Origin of the sequence: Streptomyces sp. NPDC057445 (genome assembly GCF_042802855.1) — a bacterium.
Classification (GTDB): Bacteria; Actinomycetota; Actinomycetes; order Streptomycetales; family Streptomycetaceae; genus Streptomyces.
This window is the reverse complement of the sequence record NZ_JBHVDH010000005.1, coordinates 58,502-71,472: the sequence shown is the minus strand read 5'-3', so window position 1 is coordinate 71,472 and position 12,971 is coordinate 58,502. Positions and strand designations below refer to the sequence as shown.

General features: G+C 70.1%; 10 protein-coding genes and 1 pseudogene. 8 read left to right on the top strand and 3 right to left on the bottom strand.

What is annotated here, in order from left to right:
- Positions 1–61: 61 nt before the first annotated feature.
- Positions 62–1,351 (bottom strand): annotated as a pseudogene (locus ACFU5O_RS13760) (pyridoxal phosphate-dependent aminotransferase); the annotation flags it as partial.
- A gap of 211 nt (positions 1,352–1,562) precedes the next feature.
- Between ACFU5O_RS13760 and ACFU5O_RS13755 the strand changes: the two are divergent.
- Positions 1,563–2,927 carry a DUF1996 domain-containing protein gene (locus ACFU5O_RS13755; RefSeq protein ID WP_384239810.1) on the top strand — a complete coding sequence of 455 codons (1,365 nt, stop codon included), beginning with the start codon at positions 1,563–1,565 and terminating at the stop codon, positions 2,925–2,927.
- A gap of 71 nt (positions 2,928–2,998) precedes the next feature.
- On the opposite strand, the gene ACFU5O_RS13750 is transcribed toward ACFU5O_RS13755, so the two are convergent.
- The gene (locus tag ACFU5O_RS13750; protein ID WP_384239808.1) at positions 2,999–4,621 is read right to left on the bottom strand and encodes an acyl-CoA synthetase; all 1,623 of its coding nucleotides are present in this window, start codon (positions 4,619–4,621) and stop codon (positions 2,999–3,001) included.
- Positions 4,622–4,796: 175 nt separating this feature from the next.
- Between ACFU5O_RS13750 and ACFU5O_RS13745 the strand changes: the two genes are divergently transcribed.
- From ACFU5O_RS13745 to ACFU5O_RS13715, 7 genes are all read left to right on the top strand, one after another.
- Complete coding sequence (locus ACFU5O_RS13745; protein WP_384239806.1) at positions 4,797–5,597, top strand: crotonase/enoyl-CoA hydratase family protein; 801 nt, start codon at positions 4,797–4,799, stop codon at positions 5,595–5,597.
- Positions 5,598–5,664: 67 nt separating this feature from the next.
- A complete protein-coding gene (locus ACFU5O_RS13740; protein ID WP_384239805.1) occupies positions 5,665–6,636 on the top strand; it encodes a Zn-ribbon domain-containing OB-fold protein in 972 nt (323 codons plus the stop codon).
- Between the two features lie 2 nt (positions 6,637–6,638).
- Positions 6,639–7,724, top strand: a complete 1,086-nt coding sequence (locus tag ACFU5O_RS13735; protein ID WP_384239803.1) for a thiolase domain-containing protein — start codon at positions 6,639–6,641, stop codon at positions 7,722–7,724.
- A complete protein-coding gene (locus ACFU5O_RS13730) occupies positions 7,714–8,883 on the top strand; it encodes a thiolase domain-containing protein (RefSeq protein WP_384239802.1) in 1,170 nt (389 codons plus the stop codon). The genes ACFU5O_RS13735 and ACFU5O_RS13730 overlap by 11 nt, the downstream gene beginning before the upstream one ends.
- Positions 8,884–9,015: 132 nt before the next feature.
- Positions 9,016–9,258 (top strand): DUF397 domain-containing protein, encoded by a 243-nt coding sequence (locus tag ACFU5O_RS13725; protein ID WP_384239800.1) that lies wholly within the window; start codon positions 9,016–9,018, stop codon positions 9,256–9,258.
- Positions 9,259–9,577: 319 nt separating this feature from the next.
- Positions 9,578–9,982, top strand: a complete 405-nt coding sequence (locus ACFU5O_RS13720; RefSeq protein ID WP_384239798.1) for a RidA family protein — start codon at positions 9,578–9,580, stop codon at positions 9,980–9,982.
- 80 nt (positions 9,983–10,062) lie between these two features.
- Positions 10,063–10,563, top strand: a complete 501-nt coding sequence (locus tag ACFU5O_RS13715; RefSeq protein ID WP_384239796.1) for a hypothetical protein — start codon at positions 10,063–10,065, stop codon at positions 10,561–10,563.
- A gap of 75 nt (positions 10,564–10,638) precedes the next feature.
- Here ACFU5O_RS13715 and ACFU5O_RS13710 read toward each other — a convergent pair whose 3' ends face one another.
- On the bottom strand, positions 10,639–12,873 hold the full coding sequence (locus tag ACFU5O_RS13710; protein ID WP_384239794.1) for a germacradienol/geosmin synthase: 2,235 nt from the start codon (positions 12,871–12,873) through the stop codon (positions 10,639–10,641).
- Positions 12,874–12,971 lie beyond the last annotated feature (98 nt).

Genomic DNA, 12,971 nt, shown 5'->3' with positions numbered 1-12,971 from the left:
CGGCAACCGAATTCCGGGCGCGGCGCGCGGGGCCACACGGCCTGGTCGATCAGGCCCCTCTGATCAGCCTGTCCACCGCCGGGGTGCCGGACCCGTCGTAGGGCAGCGCGAGCGCGGGCATCGGACCGGGTCCCTGACCCGTCACGGGTACCGCAACCGGCGCCTGAGCGTATGCGGGCACCGGAGCCTGCGCCTGCGGGTGGTGCGTCGCGTACATCGCCCGCTCCAGCCCTGCCACCAGCCGCTGCACATCCGCCTGCGGCCTGACCACGAGCCGCAGATAGCGGCTGGAACTGCCGATCTTGTTGCCGCACTCGCGGACCAGGACACCGTGCTCCTCCAGCAGCCGGTCGCGCAGCGCCGCCCCGTCGACGCCCTCCGGCAGCCGTACGTACACGAAATTCCCCTGTGACGGGTACACCGTCAGGCCCGGCAGCCGGCTCAGATGCCAGATCATCTCCTGGCGGTCGCGCTGCACCAGGCGCAGACTGTGCGCGTACTCCATGCGGTGTTCCCTGAGCATGAACACCACTGTCTCCGCGAAGGAGTTGAGGTTCCACTTGGGCAGCGCGGCGCGCACCCGCCCCGCCAGACCGGGATTGGCGACGAGGTAGCCGAAGCGGACCCCGTGGAGCCCGAAGTTCTTGCCGAGGCTGCGCAGCACGATCGTGTTGGGACGCAGCACGGCATCCGCGACGACGCTCGAGTCCGGCTCGGCGTCCGCGAACTCGAGGAACGACTCGTCCACGACGACCAGGTCCAGATCCTGGAGCTGGTCCAGCAGCGCGAGGACGCCGTGCCGGGGCAGCAGGCCGCCGTCCGGGTTGTTCGGGTTGCAGATGACAGCCGTACGCGACCCGCGCGAACGTACGAACTCCACGAACGAGGCCGGATCGAGGGCGAATCCGTTGGCCTCGGGCAGCGGGAACATGTCGACGCGCTTGCCCGTCTCCATGGGCTGGTCGGTCCACCGGCCGAAGGTCGGGACCGGCACCGCGAGCGAGTCGCGCACCAGCAGATGGTCGATCCAGGTGATCAGTTCGGTGGAGCCGTTGCCCATGGCGACGGTCTGCGGGTTGAGCCCGAGCACGGAGCACAGCTCGGCCGTGATGGTGTCCGCACTGCTCGGGTAGTACGTGAGGATCTCCCGCAGGCGTCCGCCCAGCTCGCCGAACATCTCGGGGGTCGGGAAGTACGGATTGCACGGGATGCAGAAATCCGTGATCGGCGCACCGGTGCCCTGTGCGCCGCCCGGCCCTGCGGCCCCCGCCCTGCTCAGTGTGAAGTACGAGGGACTGTGCGCCGTGGACGCGCGGAAAAGCTCGGTGACATTGCTGCCGGCTTCGGGCATGGGGGTCCTCCGGAGGTGGCTGCCTGCCGGGGAGTACGTACATCTGCGCGACCTTGCTCAACCGGAACAGAGCTTACGAGTCCATGACGCCTCCGGGACTCGTGAGGGCGGGAAGGGATTCCGGTTGCCAGAGTGAGCCGCCGACGGGGGTCGGCTGTCCGGGAATCCGCCCGGACGGCTGGTGCAACCCAGGAGAAAGCGGGTCCACTTCATGAATCAGCGGCACAGGGCGAACCGCACCCGGCGAAAGGCGATGCTCGCCGTGGCCGGTCTGGTACTGGGCGGCGGTGGGCTGGTGGCTGTCAATGCCGTGGCCAACGCCGGCGGTTCCGGTGAACAGCGCGCCGGCGGTGTGGTCTGCCCTTCGGTCGAGAAGCGGCTTCCTGAGATTCCCCCGAGGGCCCGTGCCGAGGTGCGCCGGGAGCTCGGACTGATGGAGCAGGACGTCAGGTCGGCCGGCACACGGCTGTCCGCGGAGCACGGTGTGTCCTCCCGTACCGTTCTCGACCCGTTGTGGTCCAAACGGTCGGCCGCTCTGGAGCGGATCGAGATCGCGGTCGAGCGGGCCGGGGCCGAGCGGCCGCGGAACCTGCAGAGTCTGGCGACCTGCGCCACCGGTGCCCCGGGAGCGGCCGAGGTCCTCGCCGGGGGAGAGGACGCCGCGGGGACGGGGCAACAGGCCCCGCAGGGCGGCCCGTCACCCGAGGACTTCGTCGACATCACGACCGTACGGCCGAATGTGCGGAAGGCGCGGGGAGGTCCCGGGGCGTCCACGGGGACCTTCCGGTCACGGTGCGGTGTCAACGCAGAGGGGCGGTTCAACTCCGACAACGTCATCGTGGCCCCCGGAGTCACCAACGGCGCCCACCACACCCATGACTACGTGGGTGCCATCGGAGTGAACGGCTTCACCAGCAACCGGTCCCTGGCAGCGAGCCGAACGACCTGCACCAACGGTGACCGGTCGACCTACTACTGGCCCGTGCTGCGCGACCGGGACGGGGTCCAGGAGTCGGACGCGGACAAGCAGGGCGGCGGCGCGGAGGGCAACATCGGCGAGATCCTGACGCCCGCGTCCGTCTCGCTGCAGTTCGTCGGCAGTCCGCGGTCCAAGGTGACGGCCATGCCACGGTTCCTGCGCATCATCACCGGGGACGCCAAGGCCAACGCCAACGGCGGCGCCAACGCCAACGCCCGCTTCACCTGCACCGGATTCGAGAACCGGGTGGAGCTGAAGGACAAGTACCCGATCTGCCCGCAGGGCAGCAATCTCGTGCGGGTGGCGAAGTTCCAGAGCTGCTGGGACGGCAGGAACACCGACAGTGCCGATCACCGTTCCCATGTCGCCTTCGCCGACGCCCGGGGCTCGTGCCCCGCCGGGTTCCGGGCCATCCCGCAACTCGTCCAGCGCGTCACGTACAACGGGCTCGCCGGTACCACCGGCTTCGCCATCGACAGTTTCCCCGAGTCGCTCCACAAGCCCGTCACCGACCACGGCGACTTCATCAACGCCCTGCCGGACGCGCTGATGAAACAAGCGGTGACCTGCATCAACACCGGCCGCCGCTGCGGCTGACACGGCTGTGCGCCCCGGCCCGGCGACGCTCACCGCGCCGCCGGGCCCGGGCCGGGCCCGCCGACAGACCCCTAGCCCTCGCCGCCCGCCTCCGCCACGGCCCGCGCCCATCGGTAGTCCGCCTTGCCGCTCGGCGAGCGCTGGATCGCCGGCGTGATCACCAGCTGCCGGGGGATCTTGTACCCGGCCAGCCGGGTGCGGCAGTGTGCCTGGACGGACTCCAGGTCGAGCGTGCCCGCACCTTCCTGGAGCTGCACCACAGCGGCCACGTGGTTGCCCCACTTCTCGTCCGGCACGCCGGCCACCAGCGCGTCGTACACATCCGGATGGGCCTTGAGAGCCTGCTCGACCTCCTCCGGATAGACCTTCTCGCCGCCCGTGTTGATGCACTGCGAGCCGCGCCCGAGGACGGTGACGATGCCGTCCTCGTCGACGGTCGCCATGTCGCCGAGCAGCACCCATCGTTCTTCGCCCTTGCGGAAGAAGGTCTCTGCGGTCTTTCCCGGGTCGTTGTAGTAGCCGAGCGGCACATGGCCGCGCTGCGCGATCCGGCCCGGCTCGCCGACGGCGACCGGTTCGTACGTCACCGGGTCGACCACCTGGGTGCGGGCGTTGACACGCAGCCGGAAGCCCCTGTCCTCGCCGGAGTCGTCCGTCGCCGTACCGTTGAAGCCGGACTCGGACGACCCGAAGTTGTTGAGCACCAGCACATTCGGCGCGAGCGCCCTGAACTGCTCCCGTACCGTCTCGGACATGATCGCGCCGGACGAGGAGACGCTGAACACCGACGACAGGTCCGTCCCCTTGAGCGGTCCGTTCAGTGCGTCGATCAGCGGGCGCAGCATCGCGTCGCCGACCAGCGACACGGAGGTGACCCGCTCCTTCTCCATCGTGCGCAGGACCTCCTCGGGCACGTACTTGCGGTGCAGCACGACCCTTTGCCCGAAGTTGAAGGCGATGAACGCGGTGAGCGTCGACGTACCGTGCATCAGCGGGGGAGTGGGGAAGAACGTGATGCCGTCACCGGCCGCCGCGACCCTTTCTGCGAGCTCCTCGGGCCTTTTGACCGGTTCCCCGGTCGGTGCGCCGCCGCCGAGCCCGGCGAAGAAGAGGTCCTCCTGCCGCCACATCACGCCCTTCGGCATACCGGTGGTGCCGCCGGTGTAGATGATGAACTGGTCGTCGGCCGAGCGCGGTCCGAAACCGCGCTCCGGCGAACCGGAGGCGGCCGCTTCCTCGTAGGACGGGCAGTCGAGCGCGGGAGCGCCGTCCGGGGAGGGCCCCACGCGCACCAGATGGCGCAGCTTCCGCGTCTGCGGCACGGCGGCAGCCACCCGCTCCGTGAACTCCGCGTCGAAGACGAGAGCGGCGAGATCGGCGTCGCGGTAGAGGTAGACCAGCTCCTCCTCCACATAGCGGTAGTTGACATTCACCGGGACGATGCGGGCCTTGAGGCAGCCGAGGAGCGTCTGCAGATACTCGACGCCGTTGTAGAGATGGAGCCCGAGGTGTTCGCCCGGCTTCAGTCCGGCGCCGGCGAGGTGGTGGGCGATCCGGTTCGCGGCCGCGTCGAGCTCCGCGTAGCCGAAGCGGCGCTCCGCGCCCGTACCGGGATGGTCGACGTACACGAGCGCCTCGCGGTCCGGAACCACGTCCACGACCGACTCGAACAGGTCGGCAAGGTTGTACTCCACCAGTCCTCCTGACCCCGGTTCGCGCGCACAACTGCCTCGGAGCGGTCATTAGAGCGCCGTCCCAGGCAACTGGGAAGGGCTCCCGCACAAGAAATCTGACTACCTGTCAGAAAACTATTGAACTGGACTCCGGGCTCCTGCAACCTGTTCTAGGTCGTGAGACGGGAGGACGGTCATGGCTGGTACGGAACACCTCACCGTGCGGCGTGAGGGCGCCACGCTGGTGCTCACGCTCAACAGGCCCGAGGCGAAGAACGCGCTCTCGCTGCCGATGCTCGTCGGGCTCCATGACGGCTGGCTGCAGGCCGACGAGGACGACGGCGTCCGCTCCGTCGTCCTCACGGGCGCGGGCGGTTCCTTCTGCGCGGGGATGGACCTCAAGGCCCTCGCCGGCAAGGGAATGGAAGGTGAGCAGTACCGGGACCGGCTGAAGGCCGACCCCGATCTCCACTGGAAGGCGATGCTCCGCCACCACCGGCCCCGCAAACCGGTCATCGCCGCCGTCGAGGGTGCCTGCGTGGCAGGCGGCACCGAGATCCTCCAAGGCACCGACATCCGGGTCGCGGGCGAGAGCGCCACTTTCGGACTCTTCGAGGTCCGGCGCGGCCTCTTCCCGATCGGCGGCTCGACGGTCCGCCTCCAGCGCCAGATCCCGCGCACACACGCTCTTGAGATGCTGCTGACGGGGCGCCCGTACACCGCCGCAGAAGCCGAACGCATCGGGCTCGTCGGCCATGTCGTCCCGGACGGCGCCGCCCTGGAGAAGGCCCTGGCCGTCGCGGAGCAGATCAACGCCTGTGGCCCGCTCGCCGTCGAGGCCGTGAAGGCGTCCGTCTACGAAACCGCCGAGATGACGGAGACCGAGGGGCTCGCGGCCGAACTGGGGCGCGGCTGGCCGGTCTTCGACACCGCGGACGCCAAGGAGGGCGCCCGCGCCTTCGCCGAGAAGCGTCCGCCGGTCTTCCGGCGCGCCTGACGACCGACCCTCCCGCCGGCCGCAGAAACGGCCGCAAGAAACGGCCGCAAGAAACGGAGCCCCGCCCATGTCAGCCGCCCCCGCACCGGAAGTGCTGCGCGCACCCCTGACCGTCGAGTTCCCGTTCACGCGCTCCCTCGGACCCGTACAGAGCGCATTCCTCACCGGCCTGCGTGAGCGCACCGTTCTCGGTGTGAAGACCGCCGGCGGCCGGGTGCTGGTCCCGCCCGTCGAGTACGACCCGGAGACCGCCGAAGAGCTCCGCGACCTGGTCGAGGTCGCCGGCACCGGCACCGTCACCACCTGGGCCTGGAACCCGGCCCCCCGCCGCGGCCAGCCCCTCGGGGCACCCTTCGCCTGGGTGCTGGTGAAACTGGACGGCGCCGACACCGCCCTCCTCCACGCCCTCGACGCCCCCGGCCCCGACGCCGTGAGCACCGGGATGCGTGTCCGCGTCCGATGGGCGGCCGAGCGCTCCGGGGCCATCACCGACATCGCCTGCTTCGAACCCTGCGCGGGAGGCGGGGAGCCCACCGTGGCACAGGGCCACAGCGGGGAGTTCGAGAACCCCGTCACCGGAATCACCGCCCCGGCCCGGCTCGACTACACCTACAGCCCCGGCCGTGCCCAGTCCCGCCACATCAACGCCCTCGCGGACCGCCGGATCACCGGCGAGCGCTGCCCTTCCTGCCGCAAGGTGTACGTCCCGCCCCGCGGCGCCTGCCCCACCTGCGGCGTCGCCACGGCCGAACAGGTCGAGGTCGGCCCGCGCGGCACGGTCACCACCTACTGCATCGTCAACATCAAGGCGAAGAACGCGATGAACGACGCCATCGAAGTGCCCTACGTCTACGCACACATCGCCCTCGACGGCGCCGGCCTCGCCCTGCACGGCCGCATCGGCGGAATCCCCTACGACCAGGTGCGCATGGGACTGCGCGTCGAACCGGTGTGGACCGAAAGCGGACGTCATCCCGACCACTACCGGCCCACCGGCGAACCCGACGCGGACTACGACACCTACAAGGAGCTGCTGTAGCCATGCGAGACGTCGCGATCGTCGCCTTCTCCCAGACCGACCACCGGCGCAGCAGCGAAGAGCTCTCCGAGGTCGAGATGCTGATGCCGGTGCTGCACGACGTCCTCGACCGGACCGGGCTGCGCACCGGCGACATCGGCTTCACCTGTTCCGGCTCCTCCGACTACCTCGCCGGACGGGCGTTCTCCTTCACCATGGCACTCGACGGCGTCGGCGCCTGGCCGCCCATCTCCGAGTCGCATGTCGAGATGGACGGCGCCTGGGCCCTCTACGAGGCCTGGGTGAAACTCCTCACCGGCGAGGCCGACACCGCGCTGGTCTACGCCTACGGAAAGTCCTCACCGGGCTCGGTCCGCGATGTGCTCACCCGCCAGCTCGACCCCTACTACACCGCGCCTCTGTGGCCCGACTCGGTGGCCCTCGCCGCCCTCCAGGCCCAGGCGCTCATCGACGCCGGCGACACCAGCGAACCGGAGCTCGCCGGCATCGCCGCCCGCAGCCGCACCGCCGCTGCCTCCAACCCGCACGCGCAACTGCGCGGCCACCGCGATCAGGGTGAGTACATCGTCCACCCGCTGCGCACAGGAGACTGCCCGCCCATCGGGGACGGAGCGGCAGCGGTGATCCTCGCCGCCGGCGACAGGGCACGGGAGCTGTGCGAACGGCCTGCCTGGATCCGCGGCATGGACCACCGCATCGAGGCGCACAGCCTCGGCGTACGGGACCTCACCGACTCACCCTCCACCCGGCTCGCCGCCGAGAGAGCCGGAGCGTTCGAAAGCCCCCATGGCCCCAAGGGCATGGGAGGCGCGCCCACCGTGGACACCGCCGAACTGCATGCACCCTTCACCTCCCAGGAGGTCGTGCTCCGCAAGGCCCTCGACCTCGACGACAGGGTGAGGGTCAACCCGTCCGGCGGCGCCCTCGCCGCCAACCCCGTCATGGCCGCAGGCCTCATCCGGATCGGCGAGGCCGCCGCCGGCATCCACCGCGGAATCTCCGACCGGGCCCTCGCCCACGCCACCTCCGGCCCCTGTCTGCAACAGAACCTGGTCGCCGTCCTCGAAGGAGAGCCGCATGTCCGGTAAGGAGCCCGTGGCCGTCGTCGGTATCGGCCAGACCAAGCACGTCGCGGCCCGCCAGGACGTCTCGATCGCCGGACTCGTCCGCGAGGCCGCCCGCCGGGCGCTGGACGACGCCGAGCTGACCTGGGCGGACATCGACGCCGTCGTCATCGGCAAGGCTCCCGACTTCTTCGAGGGCCTGATGATGCCGGAGCTGTATCTCGCCGACGCGCTCGGCGCCGTCGGAAAGCCGATGCTCCGTGTCCACACGGCCGGCTCGGTCGGCGGCTCCACCGCCCTCGTCGCGTCGAACCTCGTCGCCGCACGCGTCCACCGCACCGTCCTCACCCTCGCCTTCGAGAAACAGTCCGAGTCGAACGCCATGTGGGGCCTGTCGCTGCCCATACCGTTCCAGCAGCCGCTCCTCGCCGGCGCCGGCGGCTTCTTCGCCCCGCACGTACGGGCGTACATGCGCCGCAGCGGCGCGCCCGACACGGTCGGCTCCCTCGTCGCCTACAAGGACCGGCGCAACGCGCTGAGGAACCCGTACGCGCATCTGCACGAGCACGGCATCACCCTCGAGAAGGTGCAGTCCTCACCGATGCTGTGGGACCCGATCCGCTACTCGGAGACCTGTCCGTCCTCCGACGGTGCCTGCGCGATGATTCTCACCGACCGCGCCGGAGCGGCCCGTTCACCGCGGCCGGCCGCATGGATGCACGGCGGCGCGATGCGCAGCGAGCCCACGCTCTTCGCCGGAAAGGACTTCGTGTCCCCGCAGGCGGGCAAGGACTGCGCGGCCGACGTCTACCGCCAGGCCGGGATCGCCGATCCGCGCCGGGAGATAGACGCCGTCGAGATGTACGTACCGTTCTCCTGGTACGAGCCGATGTGGCTGGAGAACCTCGGCTTCGCCGCGGAGGGCGAGGGCTGGAAGCTGACCGAGTCAGGGGCGACCGAGCTGGACGGCGACCTTCCGGTGAATCCTTCCGGCGGGGTGCTCTCCACCAATCCGATCGGCGCCTCGGGGATGATCCGTTTCGCCGAGGCCGCGCTCCAGGTACGCGGTCAGGCGGGCGAACATCAGGTCGACGGCGCCCGGAAGGCCCTCGGTCACGCCTACGGAGGCGGATCGCAGTTCTTCTCCATATGGCTGGTCGGCGCGGAGCCCCCGGCGAACTGACGGGCCGCGCACCGCAGGCGACGGCCGAGGGAACGGTCGATGGCATTACGTTCCGCCGCCTCCCGCGGCCTGTCCGTGACCGGCGACGATCGCTAGTCTGAGCGCGGACGACGAACCGGGAGGAGTACGGACGTGGCCGAGAGCATCATCACGGAGCAGCCCCTCAAGGGCTGGGACAAGCCGGACCTCGACCTCAGCCAGGCCGACTGGCAGTCGGGCACCCAGGGCGCGGGGGACGTTCAGATCGCCTTCGTCGAGGGCTTCATCGCGATGCGCAACAGCGGCAGGCCCGGGAGCCCGTCACTGATCTTCACCCCGGCCGAATGGCGTGCTTTCGTCCTGAACGCCCGTGAGGGGGAGTTCGACCTCACCTGACGTCCTTCTCGTCCGACAGGCAGACCCGTTCCCGCCACCGGCCGAGGGTGACCCGGCCACTACCCGACGACCGGCCCGGCCGCTCTCGCTGCCGATGGCGGCCCCGCAGCGGCCGTAGCCCGTCGAGCGGGCGCGCCGCCCCGGGCCGGGTTGATCGCGTGGGGGCGCGGAATCTGGGGCGCGCCGGCCGTGGTGTCCGGTGTCCGTGGTTCCACCGCGGACACCGGCGCCCTCACCGGCGCCCGGGAGCCGCGCGCCGGTCCTTGCGGCAACAGCACCTCGCCCGCGTCGCCTCACAGGTCCCTGCGACCATGACGTCATGGGACATGAACGCCACGACACCCGGCACCATGTGAGCTCTGGTTCGCCACTGGAGCCGGAGATCGGCTTCTCGCGAGCCGTACGCAAGGGCGCGTACATCGCCGTCGCCGGAACCGCTCCCATCGGCGACGACGGCACGACCGTCGGGCACGGTGACATGTACGCCCAGACCGTCCGCTGCCTGGACATCGCCGAGCGCGCGCTGAACGACGCAGGAGCGTCCATCGAGGACGTGGTGAGAACCCGCGTCATGCTCACCGACATCGACCGGTGGAAGGAAGCCGCACGAGCGCACGGCGAGCGATTCGCGTCCGTGCGCCCCGCGTGCACGTTCGTCGAGGTGTCCCGCTTCATCGACCCCGCCTGGCTGGTCGAGGTGGAGATCGACGCCGTCGTGGACTGACCGTCCGACCCCGGCGCGCGCGGCACCGGCCGCCGTACCCAGGTCGGCGTGGCGAGCCCTCGTACACGTACCATGGCGGCATGTCCTTCCTCCGCCGCCGCAGCGCCGCCACTCCCGCCGGCCCGGACTTCGACGTCCTGGCCATGGACCCGGGGGACTGGCCCGGCAATCTCGGCGCAGGGCTGCTGCCCGCGCCGGACGGCAGCTGCCAGGGCGTCTTCCTCCGCTACGACCTCTTCGGCGGTCGCGGACCTGCGATGATCATCGGCAATCTGCCCGAGGGGTCGCCCGCCCGGGAGCTCGCGGAGGGGCAGATCCCCTTCGAGGTCGCCCAGCTCCTCGCGGCGCTGGAGAACGACGAGGAGGTCACGGTGACCGGCACCGAGGACGTCCCCGTCATGCAGGGGGACAATCTGCTGATCGTGCGCCGGATCAAGCTGTCCGAGAGCCGTATCTCCTGCGTCCAGTTCGACCGCAGCGACAACGTCCTCGTCACGATCGCCAGCTGGGACAGGCCGATCACCGACGATCTGTACGCGCTGCTCAAGCCGCTGCCCGCGGAGCTCTTCCAGCAGGGCTGACCTCACGGGACATGCCGTGGCCCGCCGCGACCTGGTGTCGCGGCGGGCCGCTGCCGTGCGGCGCACCGAGGGCGGCTACACCCGGACCACCCCACCGGACGTGTCGGGCAGACAGGACGACGGCCGGCGCAGCAGCGTGACGACCCTGGCCGCCGACATGCCGAGCGCGGTGGGTCCGGCCGTGCGCAACGGCGATCCGGCACCGCGCTCCAGATCCTCCTCGCTGTACCGGCGCGCGGCCCGGTGCCAGTTCAGGATTCCGGCGAGCCAGTCCTCCAGCTCCCGCACATAGGTGTCCAGCGCGGCCCTGCCCCGTTCGTCCAGTCCGAACTCCTCGTACAGCAACGGCAGTTCGTGCTCCTTCAGATGCAGGAACTGGCGCAGCCGCGAGCGCATCAGATCATCCGTGATGGCGACGGCCGCCGGGTAGTCGCAGCCGAAGAAGGACTGCACCACCAGGAGGCAGTTGTGCACCTCGCCCTCGACCTCGATCTCCTTCTGGTACGAGAACAGGTCGTTGAGCAGCGTGGCGTAGTCCGACGCGGAGCTCTCCAGGCTGCGTACCGTCCCGCTCCGGTGGACCTCTGGCGGCAGGTCCCCCTCGTGCCGCAGCCGGCCCAGCAGCATCGTGAGATCGGAGCCGAAGGTCACCCGCCGCATCTCGATGTAGTCCACGGGGTCCGGAACCCGGTGCTGGGCCTGGTTGTGGAGCTCCCACAACCAGCTCTCCAGCATCACATCGACCGACCGTCGCAGCGCGGCCCGCGCGTCCGGGCCCATCGGTCCCGCGGTCCGCGCCCACAGATCGGCCAGTGCCCGCTCCATCGGACTCACCGCGACCGCCGCGCCCGCGGCCGGATCGTCCACGGGCATACACGCCGTCAGCCGGTCCGTGCAGGCCTTCGCCTCGAACAGCCGCCGCGGGCGCCCGAACACCAGCGGGTAGTAGTCGTCCGCGTACGTCCCCCAGGTCAGCCACTCCGCACTGAGCTCCAGCTCCTCCGGCGTGGCATCCGGGTCAAGACCCGCCGAGCACAGCGCGAAGTCGAAACCGGCGAGCATCGGCTCGTCCCAGATGTCGCCGAGCAGACCCATCCGGCCCGCCCAGGCGACGGACTTCTTCCGCGCGTCGTCCAGATGGGGACTGAGGGTCAGCGGGAAAGGGACCTCGAAATCAGGCAGCAGCGAGGGCCCGGTCCGCTGGTGCGGCACATGGGTGAGACTGCGCAGGCGGGCCGTGGCCGGGCGGCCGAAGAGGGTCCTGATGTCCAGGGCCGAGGTGCCGAGCACCCCGCCGGACAGCGACGGCCCGGTCTCCACACCCTTGTTCATGTAGCGGCTCGAGCGCATGTGCCATTCATGACCGCCGGACTGCCAGTCCTGGAGTCCCTTCGTGTACGCCGCGATCGCCGCGCACTCCGCCGGATTCAGGGCCTTCTCCACACAGAGTCCAGGGACTTCGGTCAGCGCGGTGTTCTCGAACTGCTGCAGTCGTGAGGTCAGCAGATCGTTGACGGCTTCGGCCGCCTCCTGTGTCGTACAGCCCAGGAAAGTCTCCAGGACGAGCACACCGTTGCTCAGCTCGCCCTCGCTCTCCACCTCGCGCTGGTACGAGAACAGATCGTTGCGCAGATGCACGGCGTCCGCGAAGGCCTCGGTGAGAACGCGCAGCGGCCGGGAGCCCGCCACCTGGGCCGGCACCTCGGCGCCCGCCGCGTACTCGACCAGCCCCGCCGACCAGGGGGCGCCGCCGACCTTGCGGCGCATCTCGATGTACTCGACCGGGTTGGCGATCCGCCCTTCGTTGATGTTGTCGAGCTCCCACATCGACTCGTTGAGCAGATGCTCGGTCGCCAGCGCGAACCGGACCCGCCAGTCGTGCGACATGCTCGGCACGGTACGCGACCACAGGTCGGCGAGACCCGCCTCGACCTGATTCACCGGCTCGGGCGTGCCCTGGCCCGGGTCCATCGGCATGAACGCCGGCAGCCGGTCCAGATACGCCTTGCTCCCTTCGCGGTCGCCGCTGCGTTTGTAGACCTCGAGGAAGTGGTCGTCGAAGAAGAACACCCACACGTACCAGTCCGTGACCAGCGAAAGCGCCTCGGCCGAACAGTCCGGGTGCGTGTACGCGCACAGCAGGGCGTAGTCGTGCGCGTCGAGATCCTCCTGCTCCCAGATCCCCGACCCCTCCAGCATGCCCATGCGGCGCGCCCACTCAGTGGTGTGCTGACGCGCCACATCGACATGGGGGTTGAGACGCGCCGGATACGGGACGTAGAAATCCGGCAGTTCGAAGGGCTGTGCCATGCTGCCCGGCCTTTCGGTGAGCGTCCGCGCGCGAGCCGCGCGGACCGGTCGCGTACGGGCCAGCCCTACCCGTCGCCCATCCGGCCCACGCGAGCGCG